This is a genomic window from Arthrobacter antibioticus, assembly GCF_030063205.1.
Lineage (GTDB): Bacteria > Actinomycetota > Actinomycetes > Actinomycetales > Micrococcaceae > Specibacter.
In genome coordinates this window covers 915,750-942,011 of sequence record NZ_JASISQ010000001.1, presented here as the reverse complement: position 1 = coordinate 942,011, position 26,262 = coordinate 915,750, and the positions used below count along the sequence as shown (strand labels likewise).

At 57.9% G+C, this 26,262-nt stretch carries 19 protein-coding genes and 1 tRNA gene; 15 read left to right on the top strand and 5 right to left on the bottom strand.

The window, feature by feature from the left end:
* Nucleotides 1-60: 60 nt before the first annotated feature.
* The 4 genes from QMG40_RS04330 (at nucleotide 61) to QMG40_RS04315 (ending at nucleotide 4,314) form a co-directional block, all read left to right on the top strand.
* Complete coding sequence (locus QMG40_RS04330) at nucleotides 61-924, top strand: sulfurtransferase (protein WP_283528259.1); 864 nt, start codon at nucleotides 61-63, stop codon at nucleotides 922-924.
* Nucleotides 921-1,970: an NAD(P)-dependent alcohol dehydrogenase gene (locus QMG40_RS04325; protein WP_283528257.1), complete on the top strand. Its 1,050-nt coding sequence runs from the start codon at nucleotides 921-923 to the stop codon at nucleotides 1,968-1,970. Before QMG40_RS04330 ends, QMG40_RS04325 begins: the two co-directional genes overlap by 4 nt.
* A gap of 33 nt (nucleotides 1,971-2,003) precedes the next feature.
* The gene (locus QMG40_RS04320) at nucleotides 2,004-2,432 is read left to right on the top strand and encodes an HIT family protein (RefSeq protein ID WP_283528253.1); all 429 of its coding nucleotides are present in this window, start codon (nucleotides 2,004-2,006) and stop codon (nucleotides 2,430-2,432) included.
* Nucleotides 2,433-2,547: 115 nt separating this feature from the next.
* Nucleotides 2,548-4,314: a BCCT family transporter gene (locus QMG40_RS04315; RefSeq protein ID WP_283528251.1), complete on the top strand. Its 1,767-nt coding sequence runs from the start codon at nucleotides 2,548-2,550 to the stop codon at nucleotides 4,312-4,314.
* A gap of 164 nt (nucleotides 4,315-4,478) precedes the next feature.
* Here the strand turns inward: QMG40_RS04315 and hrpA are convergent, their stop codons facing one another.
* The 3 genes from hrpA to QMG40_RS04300 are packed head-to-tail and all read right to left on the bottom strand — an operon-like array spanning nucleotide 4,479 to nucleotide 9,912.
* Nucleotides 4,479-8,486 carry an ATP-dependent RNA helicase HrpA gene (gene hrpA / locus QMG40_RS04310; protein WP_283528249.1) on the bottom strand — a complete coding sequence of 1,336 codons (4,008 nt, stop codon included), beginning with the start codon at nucleotides 8,484-8,486 and terminating at the stop codon, nucleotides 4,479-4,481.
* 13 nt (nucleotides 8,487-8,499) lie between these two features.
* Complete coding sequence (locus QMG40_RS04305) at nucleotides 8,500-9,330, bottom strand: hypothetical protein (protein ID WP_283528247.1); 831 nt, start codon at nucleotides 9,328-9,330, stop codon at nucleotides 8,500-8,502.
* Nucleotides 9,331-9,375: 45 nt separating this feature from the next.
* The gene (locus tag QMG40_RS04300; RefSeq protein ID WP_283528245.1) at nucleotides 9,376-9,912 is read right to left on the bottom strand and encodes a MarR family winged helix-turn-helix transcriptional regulator; all 537 of its coding nucleotides are present in this window, start codon (nucleotides 9,910-9,912) and stop codon (nucleotides 9,376-9,378) included.
* Nucleotides 9,913-9,957: 45 nt separating this feature from the next.
* Here QMG40_RS04300 and QMG40_RS04295 point away from each other — a divergent pair, with 45 nt between their 5' ends.
* The 3 genes from QMG40_RS04295 to QMG40_RS04285 all read left to right on the top strand — a co-directional run bounded on the left by QMG40_RS04295 (nucleotide 9,958) and on the right by QMG40_RS04285 (nucleotide 12,314).
* The gene (locus tag QMG40_RS04295) at nucleotides 9,958-10,920 is read left to right on the top strand and encodes an EamA family transporter (RefSeq protein WP_283528243.1); all 963 of its coding nucleotides are present in this window, start codon (nucleotides 9,958-9,960) and stop codon (nucleotides 10,918-10,920) included.
* Nucleotides 10,838-11,329, top strand: coding sequence for a GNAT family N-acetyltransferase (locus QMG40_RS04290; RefSeq protein WP_283528241.1), 492 nt, complete (start codon nucleotides 10,838-10,840; stop codon nucleotides 11,327-11,329). Before QMG40_RS04295 ends, QMG40_RS04290 begins: the two co-directional genes overlap by 83 nt.
* Nucleotides 11,330-11,471: 142 nt before the next feature.
* On the top strand, nucleotides 11,472-12,314 hold the full coding sequence (locus QMG40_RS04285; protein ID WP_283528239.1) for an alpha/beta fold hydrolase: 843 nt from the start codon (nucleotides 11,472-11,474) through the stop codon (nucleotides 12,312-12,314).
* A gap of 72 nt (nucleotides 12,315-12,386) precedes the next feature.
* Here the strand turns inward: QMG40_RS04285 and QMG40_RS04280 are convergent, their stop codons facing one another.
* Entirely contained in the window at nucleotides 12,387-13,766 is a 1,380-nt protein-coding gene (locus QMG40_RS04280) for a GH1 family beta-glucosidase (protein ID WP_283528237.1), read from the bottom strand.
* 139 nt (nucleotides 13,767-13,905) lie between these two features.
* Nucleotides 13,906-13,978: transfer RNA gene (locus tag QMG40_RS04275), tRNA-Arg, on the bottom strand.
* A 171-nt stretch (nucleotides 13,979-14,149) separates the two neighbouring features.
* Here QMG40_RS04275 and QMG40_RS04270 point away from each other — a divergent pair.
* The 8 genes from QMG40_RS04270 to prfA all read left to right on the top strand — a co-directional run bounded on the left by QMG40_RS04270 (nucleotide 14,150) and on the right by prfA (nucleotide 26,055).
* Nucleotides 14,150-15,433: an MFS transporter gene (locus QMG40_RS04270; RefSeq protein ID WP_283528235.1), complete on the top strand. Its 1,284-nt coding sequence runs from the start codon at nucleotides 14,150-14,152 to the stop codon at nucleotides 15,431-15,433.
* A 115-nt stretch (nucleotides 15,434-15,548) separates the two neighbouring features.
* Nucleotides 15,549-17,201: an arginine--tRNA ligase gene (gene argS / locus QMG40_RS04265; RefSeq protein WP_283528233.1), complete on the top strand. Its 1,653-nt coding sequence runs from the start codon at nucleotides 15,549-15,551 to the stop codon at nucleotides 17,199-17,201.
* A gap of 4 nt (nucleotides 17,202-17,205) precedes the next feature.
* The gene (lysA, locus tag QMG40_RS04260; protein ID WP_283528230.1) at nucleotides 17,206-18,657 is read left to right on the top strand and encodes a diaminopimelate decarboxylase; all 1,452 of its coding nucleotides are present in this window, start codon (nucleotides 17,206-17,208) and stop codon (nucleotides 18,655-18,657) included.
* Nucleotides 18,658-18,705: 48 nt separating this feature from the next.
* Complete coding sequence (locus tag QMG40_RS04255) at nucleotides 18,706-20,031, top strand: homoserine dehydrogenase (protein WP_283528642.1); 1,326 nt, start codon at nucleotides 18,706-18,708, stop codon at nucleotides 20,029-20,031.
* A complete protein-coding gene (gene thrC / locus QMG40_RS04250) occupies nucleotides 20,031-21,134 on the top strand; it encodes a threonine synthase (RefSeq protein WP_283528228.1) in 1,104 nt (367 codons plus the stop codon). The genes QMG40_RS04255 and thrC overlap by 1 nt, the downstream gene beginning before the upstream one ends.
* Before the next feature lie 27 nt (nucleotides 21,135-21,161).
* Complete coding sequence (thrB, locus tag QMG40_RS04245; protein ID WP_283528226.1) at nucleotides 21,162-22,130, top strand: homoserine kinase; 969 nt, start codon at nucleotides 21,162-21,164, stop codon at nucleotides 22,128-22,130.
* A 339-nt stretch (nucleotides 22,131-22,469) separates the two neighbouring features.
* On the top strand, nucleotides 22,470-24,818 hold the full coding sequence (gene rho / locus QMG40_RS04240; RefSeq protein ID WP_283528224.1) for a transcription termination factor Rho: 2,349 nt from the start codon (nucleotides 22,470-22,472) through the stop codon (nucleotides 24,816-24,818).
* A gap of 163 nt (nucleotides 24,819-24,981) precedes the next feature.
* Nucleotides 24,982-26,055, top strand: coding sequence for a peptide chain release factor 1 (prfA, locus tag QMG40_RS04235; protein WP_283528223.1), 1,074 nt, complete (start codon nucleotides 24,982-24,984; stop codon nucleotides 26,053-26,055).
* Nucleotides 26,056-26,262: the final 207 nt, after the last annotated feature.

Genomic DNA, 26,262 nt, shown 5'->3' with positions numbered 1-26,262 from the left:
GTATGCACTGGCGTAGATTTGTTCGTGGAGTCCGTTTCCTCAACGACCAAGGAGCCGCAAATGTCAGTTCTGATCAGTGTTGCAAACCTCAACGACCGGTTGAGTCAAAACAAACGAACAGTGCTGCTGGATGTGCGGTGGGCGCTGGGGGACCCGCACGGCCATGAGCATTACCTGGCCGGGCACATTCCCGGTGCCGTCTTCGGGGACATGAATTCTCAACTGGCATCCCACGGGGTTCCCCAGGATGGCCGCCACCCTTTGCCCGCCGAGGCCGACTTTGCCCACACAGTCCGCATGTGGGGCATCAATGAAAATGACACAGTCGTGGTTTACGACGACTCCGGCGCCACCGCGGCTGCCCGTGCCTGGTGGCTCTTGCGCCACGCGGGCTTGGCGAATGTTTACTTGCTCGACGGCGGGCTGGCAGCTTGGCGTTTGGCTAAACTGCCGCTCGAAGACGGTGAGGTACAGCCGGAGCCGGGCAACGCCGTCGTACATTTTGGGGCGATGGAAACCATCGATAGTGATGGTGCAGCTAACTTCGACGGGGTGTTGTTGGATGCCAGGGCAGGGGAGCGGTACCGGGGCGAAGTGGAGCCGATTGACCCGAGAGCCGGGCATATTCCCGGCGCTGTCAGTGCGCCAACAGCCGAAAATTTGGCGCCGGATGCCTCATTTTTAGCGGCGGATAAGCTGCATGCCAGATTTACGGCATTGGGAGTAGCCCCTGGAAGTTCCGTGGCTGTTTATTGCGGTTCTGGCGTCACCGCCGCGCATCAGATCGCTGCCCTTGAAATAGCCGGCTTCAAGGCGGCACTTTATCCGGGGTCGTGGTCTGCCTGGTCAAACCAGGGCGAGCGGGCGGTAGAAACTGTTCCCACTGTTGGGATGGACACCAACGGCGATAGGCTTGGTCCATGACCCCCGTAAAAGCATATGCAGCTCAATCACCCACCTCCGGGCTCACGCCCAGCACCATCGAACGCCGTGAACCAGGTGCCCACGATGTTGAAATTGCTATTGAATTCTGTGGACTGTGCCACTCTGATGTGCACAGCATCCGCTCGGAATGGGGAACCACAAAGTACCCGCTGGTACCCGGGCATGAAATTGTTGGCATTGTTAGCCGCGTTGGCGATTCCGTGGAGGGCTTCACTGTGGGCCAGCGCGTTGGTGTTGGCTGCATGGTTGATTCCTGCCGGGAATGCGACTCATGCTTGGAAGGCTTTGAGCAGTACTGTGAAGTTGGCATGGTTGGTACCTACGGTGCACCGGATAAACGCAATGGTTCAGTCATCACCCAAGGCGGCTATTCACAAGCCATTGTTGTGGATGAAAACTATGTTTTGCACATTCCCGAAGGCATGGACCCGGCAGCTGCAGCACCTCTGCTATGTGCCGGCGTCACCACGTACTCACCACTGCGCTACCTGGATGTTCAGGACGGAGACAGTGTGGGTGTGATTGGTTTGGGCGGTCTTGGCCACATGGGTGTGAAGATCGCCAAGGCACTCGGGGCCAAGGTTACTGTTTTTACAACCTCTCCGGCGAAGGTTGATGCCGCTCTGGCCCTTGGTGCAGATAACGTGGTGATCTCCACCGACAGCGATTCAATGGCCGGGGCAAAGCATACATTGAACGCCATTTTGGACACTGTGGCTGCGGTTCACGATCTTAACCCTTACCTGCGAACCCTGGCCCGTGACGGTGCGTTGATCCAGTTGGGTCTGCCGTCGGAAGAGATGCCGGCTGTGGAACCGGGGCTGCTGATTCGCAAGCGTCTCGCTTACGGCGGTTCCTTGATTGGCGGGATTGCTGAGACCCAGGAAATGCTTGACTTCTGTGCCGAACACGGTGTTGTCTGCGATATTGAAATGGTGTCAGCCAGCGAATTGGACAAGGCCTACGACCGGATGGTTGCCGGTGACGTCAAATACCGATTCGTGCTTGATGCAAGCACTCTTTAACTCTTCTTTTTTACCTTCTTTAGGGAGTAATTCTTGAGTACTTTGTTCAGTAAAATTATCAATGGCGAGATTCCCGGCCGATTCGTCTGGAAGGACGCGGACTGCGTGTCATTTCTGACCATTGGTCCTTTGACTGATGGACACGTGCTGGTTGTGCCCCGGTTGGAAGTGGACAAGTGGACGGATGCAGCACCGGAGCTTGTGAGCAAGCTAATGCTGGTTGCTCACACGATTGGCCAGGCCCAACTAGCCGCCTTCGATGCTCCTCGCTCAGGACTGACCATCGCCGGCTTTGAAGTTGAGCACCTGCACGTGCACGTCTTCCCGGCCTACGGGATGGAGAACTTCGATTTCGAAACAGTTGATAACGCTCCGGAGCCAGCGGTTATGGACGCCAACGCTGAGAAGATTCGTGTTGCGCTGCGCGCGGCCGGTCACGAGAAGTTCGTTCCAGCTTCCTAGGTGAGGTGAAACGGCTCACTTGAGGGAGAAAGAAATCCCGTCATGGCGGTGGTGTGAGTATTTCTCCTTGTTTTAAACTTGGTATGGCTGAAACAAATTCGCTTATGCTGGAAAAATGTCAGAAACAAAATCTAAGCCTCGGGTCCATCGCTGGGTCTTTTGGCCCACAGCCGTGATCGTCATATTTTTCACGCTGTTTGCCATCATCACCCCCAACGCCGCAGAGACACTGTTTTCTGGGATCCAAAGCACAATTGTCGGCTACTTTAACTGGTACTACGTGCTGCTGGCCACCGCTTTGGTGATCTTCTGCCTCTGGGTGGGTTTCGGTAAGTTTGGCGATATTAAGCTCGGCAAGGACGACGACGAACCGGAGTTCTCGGTTGGTTCCTGGTTTGCCCTGCTCTTCGCCGCCGGAATGGGAATTGGTTTGGTGTTCTACGGGGTCAGCGAACCCTTAAGTCACTATGCCTCCCCCAAGCCGGGCACCACCGGTTCCCCCGGCGAGCTGGCTCAGCACGCTCTCTCGCAGACCTTCCTGCACTGGGGAGTACACGCCTGGTCCATCTACGTAGTCATCGGGCTTGCCTTGGCTTACGCCATCCATCGACGCGGACGGCCAATATCGATCCGCTGGACGCTGGAGCCTCTGCTCGGAAGCAGAGTCCGCGGAGGGCTGGGCAACGTGATTGACGTTATCGCTCTAGTCGGTACGATCTTTGGTGTGGCCACTTCACTGGGCCTTGGCGTGCTGCAAATCAGCGCGGGATTGGAAAGCGCCGGGCTGATCACTTCTTCAATGTTCATTGACCTTGTCATCATTGCGGTGGTGACCTGCCTGGTGTTGTTCTCGGTTCTCTCGGGTGTGGGCAAAGGTATGAAATGGCTCTCGAACACCAACCTCATCCTGGCCGGTGTTTTTGTAGTCTTCCTGCTGGTGGTTGGACCCACACAGTTCCTGCTGCGCAACTTTGTGCAGTCCACGGGCAACTACCTGCAGAATTTTGTGGGGATGGCTTTCAACGTTAGTGCTTTCACCGGCGCGGAGGGCGAAGCCTGGCAGTCAACGTGGACCACGTTCTACTGGGGCTGGTGGATATCCTGGGCGCCTTTTGTGGGTATCTTCATTGCCCGGATTTCCAAGGGTCGCACGGTGCGCCAATTCGTGGCCGGAGTGATTCTGGTACCGACCTTGCTCACAATGCTGTGGTTCAGCGTTCTCGGTGGAACGGCGCTGTATTCTGAGCTCTCCGGCAAGGGCGGGTTGGTGGGCCCTGACGGAACAGTTGATGCCGCTGGTGCACTGTTTGCCATGCTGGCTGAGGTACCTGCAGGAGGGGTGCTTACCATCGGAGCGATCCTGATGATCGTAATCTTCTTCGTGACCTCAGCCGACTCCGGCGCCTTGGTGATGGGCATGATCGCCAGCGGTGGGGAAGTGGAACCAAAGCCGTGGATCCGTATTTTCTTCACCTTGGCCACATCGCTGCTGGCCAGTGCATTGCTGCTGTCCGGTGGACTGAACGCCTTGAAAACGGCGGCGATCATCATCGCCTTGCCTTTCAGCTTGGTGCTGATCCTGATTTGTTGGTCAACCTACCGGGCGTTCTCCCGTGAGTCCCGCGCTTACGAGAAGGCTAGGCGCATGGCCTTCCTTGAGCACATCGGAGATTTCTATGGCCTGGAAGTTGAAGGCCCTAACCAGGATTCGCCACTACTGAACTTGCGTTCGCTCACCACCCGGATTCGTGGACGTCTTCAACCAGAACGGCGGCCGCGCATGGACCCGTTTGGTCATCAGTCTCAGGACTTGAAACCCACCGATGCAGTGGAAGCTGACGCTGGGGCCCTTAGCGGGGACGTTTCTGAACAGGAACAGTAGCGCCACCGTTCGGCACTGATCCACTGATGCACTGAAGGATTCAGGGATGCACTGAAGGATAAGGGCTGGCGCTTCGCGGAAAGCGAAGTGCCAGCCCTTTTGGCTGCCTCAAAGGTCTATCCACTCTGGCTCAGGACTTGGGTGGCTGCGCAGCACACGTGAAACTAGGCCATTGCTTTGCCCAGTGCCACCCTGATTCGTTTCTCGGAAACCGAATACGCTGTTCCAAGCTCCACGGCGAACAAACTAACCCGCAACTCCTCGATCATCCACCGCACGTGTTCCAGCCCGGCTGTTGAACGCTGCCCGGGCAGCAAAGCTGCCATGGCGTCGTCGTACTCGTCTTCAAGACGTTGCACGGCAGCCATTGAGGCCGTGTCGCGAGAAACGTTGCTGGGTAGTCGCTCCAATCGGCGCTCAATCGCTGTCAGATAACGCGGCAGCTGGCTGAGTTGGGAAAAACCTGTCTTTGCCACAAAGCCGGGATAAACCAGCAGATCAAGCTGTTCGTTGATGTCATTCAGGGCGCTGATGAGGGGCAAACTGGTGGAATCCCGGAGCACCTTGCGAATGCGTAGATTGGCCGCCAAAACCCTTTCCACCACGGCAGTCACCGAGAACACCGAGTCGAAAAGCTCCGCCCGGATCACTTCATACAGGGCGTTGAATTCCTTGTCCGTCCACGGTAGCTGTGCAGGGGTGAGCTTATCTATGGTGGCCAACGTGCAATCGGCAATCAGCTCTGTGACGGAGCCGTGTGGATTTTGGCTGAAGGTGAGTTTTTCCGTGTTGCTAAGGTGGTCCAGCACATAGCGGTCAGGAGAAGTCACACGCAGTGCCAACAGTCTGATGACGCCGCCGCGCATGGCAGATTCCTGCACGTCCTGACGCTGGAAAACGCGCAGTCCCGCTGTTGCCCCCTCGTCTACCAAAGCTGGATAACCCGTTACGGTATGCCCGGCCACCAAACGCCTGACTTCGCGTGGCAAGCTTCCAACACTCCACTCGGTGAGCCCGGAACGTTCCTGGATACCCGTGCTTTCTGACCCAGGTTTATCTGACCCAAAGCCACCTGGTACCGTGCCCCCTGCTACCGTACCCGCTGGCACCGCTGGCAGATTAGCCGCACCGTTCTTTCCGGCGCTGGCAGCGCTGCCTGAAGTGTTCAGCGGAGCCCGCCCAGCCTGCGTGGTCTTGGGCGTGGCACCCAATGATTCGGCGATGGCCCGACGTGTGGCTCCTGCCAGGGTTGACGCCAATGCTGAGAGGTCCTGGCCCTCCTCCAAGATTCGATTATTTTTATCCACCACGGAAAAGGTCATGCGCAAGTGCGTGGGCACGGCATCCCAGTTCCACGACCCCGGCGGAATAACATGACCCTTGATGCGCCGCAGTGCTAATTCCAGCGAGGGCTCAAGAGCGTCCACCGACGGATCGAAGTCAGCTGCCAGAGCGGCCGCTGCCTGCCGGGCCACATCAGGGGCGGGGATGAAGTTCTTCCGAACCGCCTTGGGTAAGGATTTGATTAACGCCGTCACAAGTTCGGCGCGCAACCCCGGAATCTGCCACCTAAACGGCGCCTCAGGGAGTTGGTTAAGGAACAACAGCGGCACCTGGACGGTCACCCCGTCGGACGGATTCGGGGCTGAGCCTGGCGCCGTAGGGTGAAATTCATAGGACAGCGGCAGCTCAAACCCGTCCTGGTTCCATAACTTGGGGAATGCCGCTTCATCAAGTTCGGGTTCCTCCGCCATGACCAAATGGGAGTCAAGGTCTAATAGCGCGGGGGACTCATGCCGGGCCCCTTTCCACCACTTGTCAAAGTGCCGCTCGGAAACCACCTCCGAACCCACACGCTCGTCATAGAAATCAAAGAGCGTCTCATCATCCACACGTAGATCACGCCGGCGCATGCGGGTTTCCATTTCTTCAACCTCAGCCAGCACAGCCTGGTTGCGGTGGAAGAACTTATGATTGGTGTGCCAATCGCCCTCCACCAGTGCATGCCGGATGAACAGCTCACGGCTGAGTTCGGGATCGATCCGGCCATAGTGAATGCGCCGGTCGGGGACAATGGGCACCCCATATAGCGTGACCTTTTCATGCGCCATGACAGAGCCCATTTTCTTGGACCAATGTGGCTCACTGTACGTATGCTTGACCAGATCCGGAGCTACCTGCTCAGCCCACAGCGGATCAAATTTTGCTGCTACACGAGCCCAGAGTCGGGAAGTTTCCACCAGTTCTGCAGCCATGACCCAGTCTGGGGATTTCTTGAACAGGGCAGAGCCCGGAAACACCACGAACTTTGTCCCGCGAGCGCCGGCATATTCGCGTTTACGCTGATCATAAAGACCAATATGGCTCAGTAAACCTGTCAGCAGACTCATATGGATAGCGTCATGGTTGGCCACCGGGTCAATGTCATTGCCTGATACTTTGATCTCCAACGACTTCGCCATTTGCTTAAGCTGTGTGAACAAATCTTGCCACTCACGAACCCGCAAGTAGTTAATAAATTCGGCCTTGCACAGGCGCCGGAACGCGCTTGAGGAAAGCTCTTTCTGCTTTTCCTTGATGTAGCGCCACAGGTTCAGGAAACCGGTGAAATCAGAATTCTCATCCTGGAAGCGTTTGTGTTTCTCGGTGGCCAGTTGCTGTTTGTCTGTGGGACGCTCGCGGGGGTCCTGGATGGTGAGGGCTGCTGCAAGGACCATGACCTCGGCAGCCACGCCCCGTTTGGCGGCTTCAACAATCATCCTGCCCAACCGTGGATCCACAGGCAGTTGGGAGAGTTGCCGGCCCACGGCGGTGATGGAACCTTGCGCGTTGACGGCACCGAGTTCGCGCAGCAACGTTACACCGTCAGTGATGGCACGGGAGTCTGGCGGTTGTACGAACGGGAACTTTGCCACATCCTTGGGTCCTTGCGCCACACCCATGGACGTCATTTGTAAGATCACGGCAGCCAAGTTGGTGCGCAGGATTTCAGGATCCGTAAACTCACTGCGCGCGTTGTAATCTTCTTCGGAATACAGGCGGATGCAGATACCATCCGAGACGCGGCCGCAACGCCCTGAGCGCTGGTTGGCGGAGGCCTGCGATACGCGTTCAATAGGAAGGCGCTGAACCTTTGTTCTGTGCGAATATCTGGAGATGCGGGCCGTACCCGTGTCAATGACGTATTTGATTCCAGGCACTGTCAGTGAGGTCTCGGCAACGTTGGTGGCCAACACAATTCGCCGACGGCTGCCCGGGGTGAACACAGCATGCTGTTCGGCCAGTGACAGGCGTGCAAAAAGTGGCAGAATTTCAGTGTTGCGTAGCCTTGGGTTTGTTTTCACCCGTGCCGAGAGCGCATCTGCGGCATCACGGATTTCGCGCTCGCCGGAGAAGAAGATCAAAACATCCCCGGGCGCCTCTTTGGCTAATTCATCCACCGCATCGCAGACGGCATCCAACGGATCCCGGTCTTCCTCACTGTTGCCGCCGTCCAACTGGGGGTCGGTACGCGAGTCCTCCCCGTCGAGGTCCTCCCCGGTGAGGTCCTCCCCGGTGGCAGAGCCACTCAGCGGCCGGTAGCGGATGTCAACCGGGAAAGTACGCCCGGAGACCTCGATGATGGGTGCCGGAGCTGTGGGGGAGGCGAAGTGGGTGGCGAAGCGCTCCGGGTCAATCGTGGCGGAGGTGATAATAATTTTCAAATCCGGGCGCTTGGGCAGAATCTGGCGTAAATAGCCAAGAATGAAGTCAATGTTAAGTGAGCGCTCATGAGCTTCGTCAATGATGATGACGGAGTATTTGCGCAGAAGGCGGTCGCGCTGGATCTCTGCCAACAAAATGCCGTCGGTCATGAGTTTGATTTTGGTTTTGGGGCCAACATGGCCGGTGAAACGAACCTGGAAGCCCACTTCCTCGCCGATCTCGACGCCAAGTTCGCTGGCAATGCGTTCCGCCACCGTGCGGGCGGCGAGACGGCGAGGCTGCGTATGGCCAATCAAGCCCTGCTCCGCGAGCCCTAGTTCCACACACATTTTGGGGATCTGGGTGGTCTTTCCGGAACCCGTTTCCCCGGCGATGATGGTGACCTGGTTGGCGGCGATGGCAGCCATGATGTCCTCGCGGCGCTCAGAGACAGGCAGCGCGGGAGGATAGGTAATAGTGAAAGTCATGGTGCCATCCAGTTTATGCCGATTGTGTTCCCGGAGCCGCTTCCAGGGTTTTGGCACGGATACTCAACCCGTCCTTGGCCGCCAACCCCAGTTGCACAGCCCCCGCAAGTGCGAAGGCCCCGCCGCCACCAACGCAGGCGATTCCCCACCAGGTGGAGGTGGGTGTGAACAGGTCTTGACCGGAGAAGATTAACGTTCCACCTAAGTAGGCAAGCAGTGAGCCGCTGGTGAATCTGGCCGTGATCGTAGCGGATATTGCCCGCCAGCGAAGGTCGAAGGCAGCCATCCGGGGATCTGGCAGCGAAAGGGTGGTGGAGAGCCTGCGTAGCGCCAAGAGCATTGAGCCCAGCAACGCCAACCCGGCCAGCCCCAGCGCAATGCTGTTGCTCCACGTGGGAAACGTGGATGAGGCAAGAGGATGGAGCACCAGGTACGCGATGAAGAGAATAAGTGCCGCGATAGGCAAGAGCAGTATGTGCCCGGCGGCTAATGGTTGTCCAGGAGTTTCCGGGAGCTTTCCGGCAGGTAAGGCGGAATACATCAGGAGCCCGCCGCTGGCAGACAATCCGGCAGTGAGGGCGATTGTTAAACCCGCTTGGCCACTCAAACCGACAGAGACACGGACCAGGGCTGCAAACATGACCAAGGCAAAGATGATGGCGGCTACAGCACGCAATTGTGCACGCTGCATGGCCTTATTTAGCTGTACAGCCGAAACGGGTGTTGCTGCCCGGCCTGCGGCGATGGCTAAGGGGGCCTTCTTTGTGGAAATCCACGAGGCGGTGGCAGTGACTGCCCATGCCAACACAGCGAGAATGGCCAGCGCCGCGATCAATTTGGTCATGGCGAAAGTCTTTCACGAATATTTCCCGCCCCCAGGCACGCTCGCTCACTCCACGTTGTGTTGTGGCGCACGCTCGCTCACTCCACGTTGTGTTGTGGCGCACGCTCCTTCTTCCAGGAGCTGCAGCAGCGCAGCAAGCTGTGCCTGCTCGGACTTTGTCAGTGAGCCAATGATGGCGTGTTCAGTAGCCAGATGATCCGGCAAGCTTGCTTCGATGAGGGTGTGTCCGGCGGCAGTCAGCGTCACCAGTGTGCCGCGCCCATCGTCAGGGTTGGCGGCTCTGGTGAGAAGTCCTCGGGTTTCCAGCTTATTGAGCCGTTGGGCAACGGCGCTGGAGGAAATCATGGCATCTCGTGAAAGTGCCCCAGGTGCCAGGCTGTATGGCGGTCCGCTGCGCAGGAGCGTGGCAAGTACGTCAAACGTTGAAGCGTCCATGTCATGCTCGGCGAACGTGGCGCCAAGACGGGCATCTACGGCAGCCGAGGCGCGGCCAAGCCTGCCAATGACAGCCATGGGTGAAACGTCCAAATGCGGTTTCTCTGCACGCCATTGGGCGAGGATGCGTTCTAGTTGCTCTGGCATAGACCCATCTTAGCAATTCGCTAAGCACTTAGCTAAGATAGCTAAGTGCTTAGTAAAAATTTGGGACTTGTCATCGTCACTTCACTGGCTCCGATCCTTTGGGGGACCACCTACCTGACCACCACGCTGCTACTACCCGAGGGCCGACCGTTACTGGCGGGCGTCTTACGTGCTTTGCCCGCGGGACTGTTGCTCCTTGCGCTGGCTCGCCGGTTGCCACAGGGATCCTGGTGGTGGAAATCGTGGATTCTGGGAATGCTTAACATTGGTATGTTCTTCGCGCTGTTGTTTGTTGCCGCGTATCGTCTTCCCGGGGGAGTGGCTGCCATTGTTGGTGGCATTCAGCCGTTGCTCGTTGCATTGCTTGCCAGCAGGGTGCTCCACGAGAAGCTCACGCCTAGACGCCTTGTAGCGGGTGCCACAGGAGTTTTTGGCGTGGCATTGATCGTCCTGCAATCTCAGGTGCGCCTGGATGGGCTCGGACTGGCAGCAGCAGTTGGGGGCACAGCGTCCATGGCTGCCGGAACTGTACTTGCCAAGAAGTGGGGCCAACCCAGCTCACGCTCGGGTCAACCGGAATCTGCGCTCACCACCACGGCTTGGCAACTACTTGCCGGGGGAATCTCGTTGACTTTGCTGATGCTCGCCTACGAGGGCTTGCCTACCCAACCGTTAAGCGTGCCAAATATGATTGGCTACCTTTACCTGACACTTATGGGCACGGCGTTGGCCTACTTTTGTTGGTTCCGGGGATTATCTAAACTTCCAGCCGGATCGGCTGCGTTCTTGGGTCTGCTCAGCCCGGTGGTAGCAATTGTGCTGGGCTGGCTGCTAGTTGGTCAAAGTCTGAATCTGTGGCAGATCCTAGGTATCCTCGTGGTGTTGGTGTCCATTGTTGCTGGCATCAGCCGGAAAGGATCACAGCATGTCACTAGCAAGTTTCGCGCTCGCAGACAGGAATTTTCGGCTGCGCAGGGCGGTAGAGGACGACGTCGGTCCGATCGTTGAGCTGTTGGCCCAAGACTCGCTGCGGGCAGCTGTTGATTCAGCCGAACCGGAGCGGCGAGCTTCATATGTGGCGGCTTTTCACGCCATAGATGCCGATCCGGCCCATGTGCTGTGCGTGGTGGATGATGCCAACTCTCACGTGGTGGCGACTATGCAGCTGACCTTTTTGCCAGGGCTGGCTCGAGGTGGGGCAACCCGGCTGCAGATTGAAGCAGTTCGGGTGGATCAAGGGCTTCGTGGAGCGGGTCTGGGCAGCGCCATGATTCGCTGGGCCGTGGCCGAAGCAAGCCATAGAGGCGCCACTTTGGTGCAACTAACGAGCGATCATTCCCGTGCCGAAGCGCACCGCTTTTACGAGCGGCTGGGTTTCACTCGATCCCACGCGGGTTTCAAAATGTTTCTGAACTAGATGGCATCGCAAGTACGGGCTTTGGCGACGGGCCGCCATGGATCATGCAGGGAACATCATTGACAGTGAAACGTACGTTCTCTAGCGTGATGAAAGGATGCGTGCACTGCCGTTGCGCACTTCGTCAGGAAGGAATCTCAGCATGGGTTACATCACTGTTGGAAAAGAAAACAGCACCACCATCGAGCTTTACTATGAAGACCAAGGCACAGGCCAGCCAGTTGTGTTGATCCATGGGTACCCACTGGATGGGCACAGTTGGGAACGGCAAACACGTGAGTTATTGGATGCGGGCTACCGGGTCATCACCTACGACCGCAGAGGATTCGGGCAATCCAGCAAGGTTGCCACGGGATATGACTATGACACCTTCGCCGCAGATTTAAATACCGTCCTTGAAACCCTTGATCTGAAGGATGTTATCCTGGTGGGCTTTTCCATGGGCACAGGTGAGCTTGCACGGTACGTAGCCAAGTATGGACACGCACGAGTTAAAAAGCTTGCGTTCCTATCCTCTTTGGAGCCGTTCCTGCTAGCCGGAGATGACAACACCGGGGGTGTTCCCCAGGAGGTCTTCGACGATATTGTGGCCCAGGCCAAGGGCGACCGATTCGCTTGGTACACCAATTTCTTCTCCGGTTTCTATAATCTTGAGGAAAATCTGGGTTCAAGGATTAGCCAAGAGATGGTGACTGCCAGCTGGAACACAGCTGTTTTGAGCGCTCCAGTTGCGGCGTACGCCGTAGTGCCAGCGTGGCTGGAAGATTTCCGCGGCGATGTTGAAGTTGTTCGAACCAGCGGAAAACCAGCGTTGATTCTGCACGGCACCAAGGACAACATTCTTCCGATCGAGGCAACAGCACGGCGTTTCCGCAAGGCACTGCCAGAAGCAGACTACGTTGAAGTGGAAGGTGCACCCCACGGTTTGCTGTGGACGCATGCAGAGGAAGTAAACACCGCATTGCTGGCATTCTTCGGCAAATAATTCTTCGGCAAATAATACAGCCAGCTGCTTCCCGGAATCCGGGATCAACTGCGGGAAGTAGCTGGCGCAAAACTAGATGCCGTTGGCCTTGGAATGCCGGATTAACTGCTGATACCAGTAGTAGGAGTCTTTTGGTGTGCGTCGCTGTGTTTGGTAGTCGATGTGAACAAGCCCAAACCGTTGGGAAAAACCCGCAGCCCATTCGAAGTTGTCTATAAGTGACCAGTGGAAGTATCCACGCACATCAACTCCTGCCTCCATTGCGGCTGCCAATGCCTGTAGGTGGGCGTCTGTGTAATCGATCCTGCGTTGATCCGCTACCCGGCCCTGTCGATCTGGACCGTCGTTGATGGCAGCCCCGTTCTCCGTTATGTAAATTGGTGGTAGTTTCTCGCCATAACGGGCTTTGAACCCGAGTAGTAATTCGGTGAATGCCGCCGGCACCACGGGCCAGTCAAAATCTGTCCGAGGGTAACCCTCCAATTCCCTGAGTGAGAATGGCAGTGACTGATCGATCCTGTGCCCGTCAACCAGCGCGGATTGACCTGAAGTGGGTGCGCCCACCAGGGTGGGATTGTAGGAATTGATGCCATACCAATCCAGGGGTGCGCAGATGATGGCCAAATCGCCATCGGGAATGGCCGGCAGGAATGGCGCCAAAACCTCCGGATAGGCTCCTGCGAGAATGGGATCGGCAAAGATCCAGTTGGCAATGTTGTCATACAGGCCAGCTGCCTGAACGTCCTCCTCCGCCATGCTCGCTGGCCAGGTGACGCCGTGATTGTTGGCGATGCCAATGTTCCCGGCCCCGGCAGAACGCAATGCCGCCACCCCGAGTCCGTGGGCCAGCAGCAGATGATGAGCTGCAGGCAAGGCATCGAAGCCTAGCGCGAGCCCTGGTGCATGAATACCTGCCCCATAGCCCATAAGTGTCAAGGCTGCGGGCTCATTGATGGTGATCCAGCGGGAGACCCGGTCAGAAAAACGCTCACCAACTATTTGTGCATAATCAGCAAATCGCTCTGCCGTGTCTCGGTTCATCCAGCCGCCGTCCTGTTCCAGCTCCAGTGGGGTATCCCAGTGGAAAAGAGTGGGGCTTGGCTCAATACCTGCTTCTAGGAGTCCATCAACCAACCTGTCATAAAATTCCAACCCCAATGGGTTCGATGCGCCTTTGCCTTCTGGCTGAATGCGGGACCAGGAGAAACTGAAACGGTAGGCGTCAACACCTAGCCCCTTCATGATCTTGATGTCCTCGGGGTACCGGTGGTAGTGATCGCAGGCAACCTCACCCGTGTCGCCATTTGAGATCCTGCCCGGCTGGGCCACGAATGCATCCCAACTGGAAGGTCCTCGCCCGTCCTCCCTGGTGGCACCCTCGATTTGGTATGAGGCGGTGGAAACGCCCCAGAGAAAGTCGCTCGGAAACGTGGGAAATTCCTGTTGGCTCATGTTAACCCTTCAGCGTCGTCGATGCGGATGAGCCTCCCGGATACCGGGCCGGAAGTCAAGGGTGAGCGCACGTTCAAAGATGAAAAAAATGGTGTCCGGTCCTGTGAAATATTTCACAGGACCGGACACCATTAAAATGTGCCCTCGATAGGATTCGAACCTACGACCTTCCGCTCCGGAGGCGGACGCTCTATCCCCTGAGCTACGAAGGCGCGGCAACCGTGGCTGCCAAAGGGAACGAGAAAGAGCTTAGCAGGTGTGAGGGGTTGGAGGTAAACCGGGAAGGCTAGTACTTTCTTCGAATCCGGTGGGTGAGCCAGGGCACCCCGATTTCCCGGCTTGAGCCCGGCAACTAAGGGTAACGTTGGGGCAATGGTGAGAATATGAACGCGAAAAAACAGCAAAAAATGTGGCTTTTCGCAGCCGGCATTATTCTCACAGCTTTGACCCTGCGCGGTGCCGTCACGGTGGTGCCGCCGCTGATCTCAACCATTGACACCGATTTACCGCTGAGCCCGGCAACGATCGGCATCCTGGGCATGCTCCCCACCGCGGCGTTTGGGCTTTTCGGTTTCCTCACACCCTATGTCATCCGGCTTGCATCATTGGAAAAGCTCATCGTGGCCTCCATATTGCTGGGAATCGTTGGCCAAGTTGCCCGTGTCATGGTCCCCGGCACGCCACTTTTTCTGGTCTTTTCGGTTGTGGCTTTCGGTGGCCTCGGCGCCGGAAATGTGCTCCTGCCACCTCTGGTAAAGAAGCACTTCCCCACCAAGATCGGCCTCATGACAGCCGTTTACGTCACGGCAATTTCCATCGGCACAGCACTGCCCGCGCAGCTCGCCGTGCCAATGGCTGATGCCACCAACTGGCAGTTCTCGTTGGCCTCATGGGCGGGCATCAGCACCATTGCCCTTATCCCTTGGCTTATGGCCCTCTTTTCTCAACGCACCACTCCGGTGCCACCCCACCCGGGTCAACCGCCTTCCGCCGTGGATCAGCCGGACGCGCCCGTACAGGGTCCGGAGCTGGAAGTGTACTCAGCCGTTATTGCCCCGGCGCCAAAGATGAACTTGTGGCGCTCACCTACGGCGTGGGGCTTGACGTTCATGTTTGGCTGCACGTCACTGAATACATATGCGATGTTTGCGTGGTTGCCGGAAATTCTCTCCCAAGCAGGACTCGATAGAGCCCATGCAGGGTCGATGCTTGCGCTCTTTGGCGCGCTGGGCCTGCCTTTGAGCCTGTGCATACCGATTATTGCGGCCAAGATGCGTAACCCATTTCCGGCCGTAGTGGTGATGCTTGGCTGCTTCGTTATTGGCTACCTGGGTTTGTTGCTTTCTCCAGCCACCGGAACCTGGATCTGGGTGGCGTTCACTGGTTTGGGGCCGGGGACGTTCCCGCTGGCTTTGCTGCTGATTAATCACCGAACCAGAACTCATGAAGGCGCCGGTGCGTTGTCCGGCTTCGGCCAGGGCATGGGCTACACCCTTGCTTGCACGGGCCCGTTGTTCTTTGGATTGCTACGTCAATGGACGGGCTCATGGACGGGTCCCTTTGTGTTCCTTTTTGCTACCTTGCTGCTCCTGGGCACCGGGGCATGGATTATTTGCCGGCCCAGAATGCTTGAAGACGACTTCGAACCGCGCGCGGCTACTTCCTAACACGGCGACAACTCCGTGCGCAGCGGAAGTGTCCGCCATAAAAAGTTGTGCCACAAACTGGACAAAACATCGGCGGATTGGGGGAGGATGCGGGCGGAACCGTACACTTAGAAGCGTGACTCCTGAAGAACTTTCCACCGCCATTACCTCCTGCCTCAAAGAAGCCGTCGACGCCGGTGAACTCAGTGTTCCGGCCTCGGCCCTACCCACGGAAGTGCGCGTTGAGCGGCCTAAAAGCCGCGAGCACGGCGACTGGGCAACGAATATTGCTTTGCAGCTGGCCAAACCAGCCGGTGTTCCGCCACGGAACATTGCGGCGATCCTGCAAACGCGACTGGGCGATATTCCGGGTGTGTCCAAGGTGGATATTGCCGGACCAGGCTTCTTAAACATCACCGTTGACGCTGCGGCCGCTGGCGAACTAGCCAAGGCGATCGTGGAGTCCGGAGAGAACTTTGGTACCAACACTGCCATGGCCGGAACCAAGATCAACTTGGAGTTTGTCTCGGCCAACCCCACCGGACCCATCCACCTCGGTGGCACCCGCTGGGCAGCCGTAGGTGATTCCTTGGCACGTATCTTCATCTCCCAGGGTGCGGATGTAACCCGTGAGTACTACTTCAACGATCACGGTAATCAGATCGATAAATTTGCCCGCTCATTGCTCGCCAGTGCGCAGGGGGCTCCTGCTCCCGAAGATGGCTACGGTGGAGCGTACATAGAGGATATTGCCAAAGATGTCATGGCCAAGAATCCTGGCATTCTGGAATCAGCGGACCCGCAGGAAGAGTTCCGCGCCCAGGGCGTGGAACTGATGTTTGCGGCTATCCGCTCCTCACTGCATGATTTTGGCGTTGACTTTGACGTGTACTTCCACGAAAATTCCTTGTTCCAGGATGGTGCGGTGGAGGAGCTCCTTGACCAGCTCAAGGGGTCCGGGAATATGTACCTCAAGGACGGCGCCTGGTGGCTGAACTCCACCGACTACGGCGATGACAAGGACCGGGTTGTCATTAAGAGTGACGGCAACGCCGCCTACATAGCTGGTGACATTGCCTACTTCAGGAACAAGCGCGAGCGCGGCTTCGACCTGTGCATCTACATGCTTGGCGCCGACCACCACGGTTACGTAGCCCGGCTCAAGGCGGCCGCTGCAGCCATGGGAGATGACGCCAACCGTGTTGAGGTGCTCATTGGCCAGATGGTGAATCTGGTCCAGGACGGCAAGCCCGTACGCATGTCCAAACGGGCGGGCACAGTGGTCACCATGGAGGACCTGGTTGATGCTGTGGGTAATGACGCAGCCCGCTATTCTTTGGCCCGCTTCTCCAGTGATTCCAACATCGATATTGACTTGGACGTGCTGACTAAAAAATCCAACGAAAACCCCGTGTTCTACGTGCAGTACGCTCACGCTCGCACCTGTGCTGTGGGGCGCAACGCGGCTGCGGCCGGCATTGAGCGCAGCAGTTTTGACGCGGCGGCGTTGAACCATGCCACCGAATCCGAGCTGCTTGCTGTTCTGGGTCAATACCCCGGGGTGTTGACCCAGGCTGCCACGTTCCGCGAACCGCACCGTGTGGCCCGCCACCTGGAAGTCATTGCCGGCGCCTACCACCGCTGGTACGACGCCTGCCGGGTGACCCCCATGGGCGAAGAAAGCATCACCGATGTGAACCGCACCCGTCTGTGGCTCAACGACGCCGTGGGCCAGGTTCTTGCCAACGGGCTCTCACTGCTGGGCGTCCACGCCCCGGAACGGATGTAGGACTATGAGCCAAACAAAGATTGCCGGCGCCGAGCTGGCACCGAAGTGGCTACCGGCCGCTGGAGACCTGAACACCTTATTGCCGGTCATGTGGTCGCACGACGTCGAACGCGGCCAAAGTGGCGAAGTCACCATCAGCGGTGTGCCCGTTAGCGAGTTGAAGGCACAGTTTGGCACACCATTGTTTGTCATGAGTGAAGATGATTTCAGGGCCCGTGCACGCATGTTCAAGACGGCATTCGATGACGCCTTCAAGGACATCTGTGGCGGTGTGGACGTTTACTACGCTGGCAAGGCGTTCCTGTCCATCGAGGTGGCTCGTTGGGTTGACGCGGAAGGTCTGCGCCTTGACACCTGTTCCGGCGGCGAACTGGCACTGGCTCGCAGGGCCGGGCTGCAAGGTGCCAACTTAGGGCTGCACGGCAATAACAAATCCGACGCTGAGATTAGGCGGGCGCTGGATATGGAGCTGGGCCGCATCGTGGTGGATAGCCTCCATGAGCTCAAACGCGTTGCAGAGTTGGCAGCTGCTGCGAACACCACGGCCAACGTCATGCTCCGGCTTACCCCGGGAGTGCACGCCCACACCCACGAATCCATCGCCACGGCGCACGAGGACCAAAAATTTGGGCTCTCCTTCATTGCCGAAGACCCCGAAGCGCCCGGAATGAGCGCAGCAGAGGCAGCCTCCAAGCTGGCAGTGGAAGCAAAGAGCATCAATTTCCTTGGCTTCCACGCCCACATTGGCTCACAGATTTTTGAGCCGGAAGGCTTTGAAATTGCAGCCCGCAAACTGCTGCACTTCACCAGCGAAATCCAAAACAAGTACGGCATCACGCTGCCCGAGCTTGACCTGGGTGGCGGCTACGGCATTGCCTATACTGCGGTGGATACCCCGCGCCCAGCTGGGGAAATCGCAGTAGCGATGGCCGCCGTCGTCCGAGACACCTGTGCTGAACTGAACATGAACGCTCCGCGGATATCCATTGAACCGGGCCGCGCCATTGTTGGCAGCACAACGTTCACCCTGTATGAGACCGGGACGCTGAAAACCGTGCAGGTTGAGGTTGCTGGCCAACCTGATGTGACGGCCCCGCGGCGTTATGTGTCGGTGGATGGTGGCATGAGCGATAACGCTCGTCCGGTGCTTTACGACGCCGATTATTCAGCAATTCTGGCTAACCGTGCCTCCGGCGCCACCCCTGCGCTGTCCCGAGTGGTGGGCAAACATTGCGAGAGCGGTGACATTGTTGTTAGAGATGTATATCTGCCCAATGACGTGGCGGCCGGGGATCTGCTGGCAGTTCCCGGAACGGGCGCGTATTGCTGGGCACTTGCCAGCAACTACAACTACGTGCCCCGGCCGCCCGTTGTAGCCGTAAGAAACGGCACCGCACGCTTGATTGTGCGGGGCGAAACAGAAGACGATTTACTGGCACGCGATTTAGGGGCCTAGAGACCTTTGACAGAGCGCAATACCGTGGAGAATTCAGTATCCACCCACATCAAAACCCTGAAGGTGGCGCTCCTTGGCGCAGGAAATGTGGGCTCGCAAGTTGCCCGCATTCTACTTGAGGACAGCAACACTTTGGCCGCTCGGACAGGAGCCCGGCTTGAGCTTGTCGGCATTGCCGTGCGCAACCTCGGAACTGTCCGAGATTATGCCGCGCCCCAGGAGCTTTACACAACGGATGCCTCGGCACTGGTTCGTGAAGCGGACATCGTCATTGAGCTCATGGGCGGCCTGGAGCCGGCCCGCACGTTGATCCTGGAAGCTATTGAACATGGCGCCGCTGTTGTGACAGGGAACAAGGCGCTGCTGGCAGTTGACGGACCCACCCTGTACGAGAAGGCCGACGCCGCTGGTGTCCAGCTCTCCTACGAGGCTGCCGTAGCTGGTGCCATCCCGATTTTGCGCCCCATCACTGACAGCCTGGCCGGGGATAAGATCACCCGCGTCATGGGCATAGTCAATGGCACTACTAATTTCATTTTGGACGCCATGGACTCCACGGGCGCCGAATTCTCCGATGCCTTGGCTGAGGCTACCCGGCTGGGCTATGCGGAAGCGGATCCTACCGCCGATGTGCAGGGCCTGGACGCAGCAGCCAAAGGCGCGATTTTGGCCTCGCTGGCATTCCACACCCGCTTTGCACTTGAGGATGTGCATTGTCAGGGCATCACCTCCGTAACAGCCACCGACATTGCTGCAGCAAAAGATGCCGGTTACGTTATCAAGTTGCTGGCCATTGCCGAGAAGATCACGGAAACTAACGACGCCGGTGAGCTCACCTCCGGCGTATGCGTCCGCGTGCATCCCACACTTCTTCCCCGTGAACACCCGTTGGCTGCTGTGCGTGGGGCGTTCAATGCGGTGTTTGTGGAAGCGGAATCAGCCGGAGAGCTCATGTTCTACGGACCAGGCGCCGGCGGTTCCCCCACTGCCTCGGCCATCATGGGCGATGTTGTATCAGCGGCCCGCCGCCTAGTGCTGGGTGGGCCCGGCCGGACAGATTCAACCATTGAGGTCCTGCCGGTGCTTCCCCTGGAGGCTGTATCCACGCGCTACTACATTGATTTGGATGCAGCAGATCAGCCGGGGGTTCTCTCAAAGATTTCCGCACTCTTCGCCGAGAACGGTGTATCAATTGAATCGATGCGCCAAACAGTTCACCGGGAAAGTGGTGAACGCGATGGAGACGGCGCAGCCGAGCTGCGTATTGTCACTCACCGAGCAAGCGAGGCTGCCTTGGCAGCAACCGTTGCAGCCATCAATGGCCTAGACGTCATAAATTCAGTTACTAGTGTCTTGAGGGTGGAGGGAGTCTAATGGCTCACCAGTGGCGCGGGGTTGTCCGCGAATATGCAGAGCGTTTGCCTGTCACGGCAGAAACTAAGATCATCACCTTGGGTGAGGGCGGAACACCGTTGGTGTTTGCGCGGCATCTTTCTGAACTAACCGGTTCCAAGGTGTATTTGAAGGTGGAAGGAATGAACCCCACAGGTTCATTCAAGGATCGCGGCATGACAATGGCCATGACAGCCGCCGTTGCATCCGGAGCCAAAGCTGTTGTGTGCGCCTCCACGGGCAACACCTCTGCTTCAGCGGCTGCCTATGCCAGAGCTGCAGGGCTGACCTGTGCCGTGCTGGTTCCCGAGGGTAAGATCTCCATGGGTAAACTCAGCCAGGCAGTGGCCCATGGGGCCACCATTTTGCAGGTGGACGGTAACTTCGATAACTGCCTCGATGTAGCCCGTAAGCTTGCGGATTCCTACCCGGTCTTTTTAGTTAACTCGGTTAATCCCGCCCGCATTGAGGGCCAGAAGACTGGTGCCTTTGAAGTGGTGGACGCACTAGGGGATGCGCCGGATTACCATGTGCTGCCCGTGGGCAACGCCGGGAACATCAGCGCCTACTGGAGGGGCTACCGCGAGTACGCTGCCCCGTATGAGAGCGCAACTGCGGGAACACTGCCAGCAGTGTCCACCCACACACCCATCATGTGGGGCTTCCAAGCAGCTGGTGCGGCACCCTTCGTGGCCGGTCACCCCATCACCGAACCCGACACCATTGCCACGGCCATTCGAATTGGCAACCCGGCATCATGGGACATGGCGATTGCTGCAAGGGATGAGTCCGGCGGGCTCATCGAAGCGGTCACCGATGAGGAAATTCTTGCCGCGCACCGCTGGCTTTCAGCTAAGGAAGGCGTGTTTGTTGAGCCCGGTTCGGCAGCAGGCGTTGCGGGACTTATCAAGAAGCACGCGGCCGGAGAGGTTCCCACAGGCAAGACATTCGTCATCACAGTCACTGGGCACGGACTCAAGGACCCTGATTGGGCGCTGAAAAACGCAGACGGCAGCTCAGCGGCTCCACAGTCGGTTGCCTTTGACGTGGTTACAGTCGCCGATGCTCTGGGCCTGACAGACTAGCCGCACACCATCATGACAGGCACCTCCATGACTTCCTCGATTCTAAAAACGCCCGCCATTGGGGCTAGCGTGACGGTGCGTGTTCCAGGCACAAGCGCAAACCTTGGGCCGGGCTTCGATTCTTTAGGCTTGGCAGTATCGCTGTATGACACCCTGAACATCGAAACCCTGGCCGCCAATGAGCTGGAGTTTGAACTCAGCGGAGAAGGGATTGCGGACCTTCCACGAGATGCCAGCCACCTGGTTGTTAAGACTATTGATCTGGTGTGGGCACGCCTGGGCTACAGCCGTCACGGACTGCGGGTCACAGCAGCCAATGTGCTCCCACACGGCCGTGGTCTAGGCTCCTCGGCCTCGGCCATAGTGGCGGCCATTATGGCCGCCAATGCTTTGGTGGAACCGGAGGATCGGCAAGACAAAGCCTGGATTCTGCAGTTGGCCTCAGAGCTTGAAGGTCACCCGGATAATGTTGCGCCGGCAATATATGGTGCCGTCGCCGTCTCCTGGCAGGAAGGCTCGGGATACGCCAGTGCCAAGGTCACGCCGTCGTCCATGGTTATTCCTGTGGTGGCAATCCCGAACGTTGAACTGAAAACTGAACAGGCCCGCGGAATGCTGCCGGCTATGGTCTCTCACGCTGACGCGGCGGCTAATTCAGGCCGGGCCGCGGTGCTGATGCATGCGTTGACGAAGGATCCGTCTTTGCTCTTTGCTGGCACGCGGGACTACCTGCACCAGGACTACCGGGCTGCGGCGATGCCGGAGAGTGCCGCTCTTGTTCGGCAATTGCGGGCGGAGGGTTTCGCAGCTTTTATTTCGGGAGCGGGTCCAACCGTTATGGTGCTGGCCAATGGCGGTGCCGAAGCGGAGCGTATTGTGGGCTACATCACAAAAAACGGCGGGAATTTCCTGAATTCGTCCGAACACGGCGTGTCCTGGCGAGTAGCGCGGCTTCAGATTGACCTTGAAGGTGCTAAAGTGGAAGTACATCCGTAGCCCATAAATGCTTTCCCTGAATGGCTGCCATCTGGCCAGTGCGGAAATAAACTTTGTTTATAGGACACTTGATGCCACTCTAACGGTCTGTGCGTTCTTGCACGGTGGCCGCTGGATCAACGCATGGCAGCCGCCGCATTGCTCCTAGGATCACTCCCATTTCAGATTTGATTCATAGAGTGAACCACACCATTTCCTGGATCCCTGACGTTGTTCAGGAACAGAAATGGAACCTCAGATTTTTCCCCTTGCCAGCCAGTGCGGTTGCACTTGGGGAGTCTGACACTAATCATCGCGGCCTCAATAATTGGGCCCGCCATCGAGGGGGAAGGATCCTTCGTGACCGAAACCGTAACTTCAGCCGCTGCTTCCAAAGCTGCTGATTTGGACACCACTGCTACGAGCGCACCTGCCAAGTCTGCAGGTTTAGCTGGCCTGAAATTGGCTCAGCTGCAAATTCTGGCAGGCCAGTTGGGCATCACTGGCGGATCGAGGATGCGCAAGGGCGACCTTGTTGAATCAATTTCCGCACACCAGCGTGGGTCTTCTGTAACTGACCGTCCGGCACGCTCAGCTGCTAAGACTGCTGACACGCAAGCTCCGGCGGCTTCTGCCCCTAGTCGGCGCGGAGCAGCCTCGAAGAAGACGTCTCAGGCACCGGGGCAACCAGCTGCTGATTCCTCGGAGACCAGCAATGGTGGCTCCAGCAACGGAACTGCCTCGGGTGCCAAGGCTCCGGAAGTAGCTGCAACAGATTCCAGCTCAGCCGCTGAACGACCAGCCCGCGGTCGCGGCCGAAGCCGCCGTGCTGCCAGCAGCGATGGCATCATCACCACCAGCGCAGGAAATGGCTCCGGAACTTCGGCACCAACTCAAGAGAACAGCGCACCGGTAGCGGCCGCTGTTCAGGAGCCGGCAGAGTCCAACGCCCAGGCCGCAGATTCCACCAATGCGGGTAACCGTTCAGGTGAGAATGACGGTGAAAACCGTCGGCAGCCACGTACACGTAACCGCCGTTCACAAAGCAACACACGCCAGCAGGATGCGGCTTCCGAAGCCCACGGGGACAATGAGGCAACTCATGCCGAGTCCGCCGAAACGACCAATACCGGCCAGAGTGCTCAGAGTGGCCAGACTGATTCCGGCCAGGGCGAGAGCGGCGAGAACGCCGATCGTAATTCACGTAACCAGCGCGGCAACCAGCGCGGCCAGCGCAACGGTGGCGATCGTTCTTCCAATGATCGTTCAGGTGGTGAGCGTTCAAATAATGACCGCAACACCTCCAATAACAACAGCAATAGCAACAACAACAGCAATAACAACGACGACGATGACGGATCGCGCAATAACCGCAACCGTCGCAACCGCCGTGACCGGAATTCCAACGATTCCAACGACCGCAACGACCGCAACAGCCGTAACGACCGTAATGATCGCAACGATCGTTTCCGTGACAGGAACGAACGCCGCCGCGGTCGCAGCCAAGGTCCTGACTTCGATGATACTGAAGTAACTGAGGACGACGTTCTGTTGCCAGTGGCCGGTATTTTGGACATCCTGGAAAACTACGCATTCGTGCGCACTTCCGGGTACCTGCCGGGCTCCAACGACGTCTACGTTTCTCTTAACCAGGTCAAAAAGTACAACCTGCGCAAGGGTGACGCCGTCGTCGGTGCCATCCGAGCACCGCGTGAAGGCGAAGACCGCAGCCAGGCGCAGAGCGCCCGCCAGAAGTTCAACGCCCTAGTGCGCGTCACTAGCGTAAACGGTAAGAACCCTGACGAGCTCAAGGATCGGGTGGAGTTCGCCAAGCTCGTGCCGCTGTACCCGTCAGAGCGTCTGCGCCTGGAAACCGATCCTAAGATCATCGGCACCCGTGTGATCGATCTGGTGGCCCCCATCGGCAAGGGCCAGCGTGGCCTGATCGTCTCGCCGCCCAAGGCCGGTAAGACTTTGATCCTGCAGTCGATCGCCAATGCGATCACGATCAACAACCCCGAGGTTCACCTCATGATGGTTCTTGTTGACGAACGCCCTGAAGAAGTGACGGATATGCAGCGTACCGTCAAGGGTGAGGTCATCGCCTCAACCTTCGACCGTCCTGCAGATGATCACACTCAGGTGGCCGAACTTTCCATTGAGCGCGCAAAGCGTTTGGTTGAAATGGGCATGGACGTAGTTGTGCTCTTGGATTCCATGACCCGCTTGGGCCGTGCCTACAACAACTCGGCACCATCCTCAGGGCGAATCCTCTCAGGTGGCGTGGACTCTGCGGCGCTTTATCCGCCGAAGCGCTTCTTTGGTGCGGCACGGAACATTGAAAACGGTGGCTCGCTAACCATTTTGGCAACAGCACTGGTAGAAACCGGTTCCAAGGCTGACGAGGTTATCTTCGAAGAGTTCAAGGGCACAGGCAACATGGAACTGCGTCTCTCACGCCAGCTCGCCGACAAGCGGATCTTCCCCGCTGTTGACGTCAACGGCTCGGGTACACGCCGCGAAGAGAACCTGCTTTCCCCTGAAGAAGTCAAGATCATGTGGCGTTTGCGCCGGGTGCTCTCCGGGTTGGAAATGCAGCAGTCCCTTGAACTGCTCACCTCCAAGATCCGTGAAACGCAGTCAAACGTCGAGTTCCTCATGCAAATCCAGAAGACAACCCTGGGTGCCAAGGCCGAACACGATAAATAGCGCAAGTAACGAGACCGCCTCATTTGTAAAGGGGCACACCGGCAGCGTTCAGTTAGCTGCCGGGCCCCTTTACAACGACGGCGGTTTTGTGCGTTAACTGCAGTTATAGATCCCGCCACGCAGAAGTAATTAGACTTGACGTACGTCGAGAGAGGTTTTTGAAATGTTTGAATCCATCCACGGGCTCCTTGATGAGCATGCCGAGCTTCAGATGCGCCTCAGCGAGCCTGAAGTGCATGCCGATCAGTCATTGGCGCGCAAATTAGGCCGCCGTTACGCGGAGTTGAGCAATGTGGTTCAGGGATACCATCAAGTTGAATCACTGGGAGATGACCTAGGTGCCGCCAAGGAGATGGCTGCTGAGGATGCAGATTTTGCTGCCGAGGTTCCCATTTTGGCAGAACAGCTGGCAGCCGCGCAGGAGAAACTACGCCGCCTGCTGATTCCTCGTGATCCTGACGACGCCCGGGATGTGATTCTTGAAGTCAAGGCCGGTGAAGGTGGCGACGAGGCTGCGCTGTTTGCCGCAGACTTGGTGCGCATGTACACGCGGTATGCAGATTCCCGCGGCTGGAAGACTGAAGTTATCTCAGCCACAGAGTCGGATCTTGGCGGGTACAAGGATATTTCCATCGCCGTAAAAGGCCGCTCAAACGATCCCGCCGAGGGTGTTTTTGCTCGCCTGAAGTTTGAAGGTGGCGTCCACCGAGTGCAGCGTGTGCCAGCAACAGAGTCTCAGGGACGTATCCACACTTCGGCAGCCGGGGTTTTGGTGCTTCCGGAAGTTGATGAGCCTGAGGAAGTGGATATCAGCCAGAATGATCTCAAGATTGATGTTTACCGTTCTTCCGGTCCTGGTGGCCAGTCGGTGAACACTACGGACTCCGCTGTTCGCATCACCCACCTTCCAACAGGCATTGTTGTTGCCATGCAGAATGAGAAGTCGCAGCTGCAAAACCGTGAGGCAGGTATGCGCGTGCTTCGGGCACGTATCCTGGCCCACCAGCAGGCCATCATTGATGCGGAGAATTCGGCTACCCGTAAGTCACAGATTCGGACCATGGACCGCTCGGAGCGTATCCGTACCTATAACTACCCGGAAAATAGGATCGCTGACCACCGTACTGGCTACAAAGCGTACAATCTTGATGCCGTCATGAACGGCGATTTGGAGCCAGTGGTGCAGTCAGCCATCTCCATGGATGAGCAGTCCCGATTGGACGCCCTTGGCGACTAGTCCCCACGCCCTCCCAAACCCTGACGCTGGCGCGATTTCTTCGGAACCGGGCGAACGTGGGCCCACCCGCGCCGTCCCAAACCCTGACGCTGGCGCGTCAGTGCCCGGGGCCCTCGGGCGCGGGGGCCCAGGGTCTTCGGAACCGGGCGAACGTGGGCCCACCCGCGCCGTCCCAAACCCTGACGCTGGCGCGTCAGTGCCCGGGGC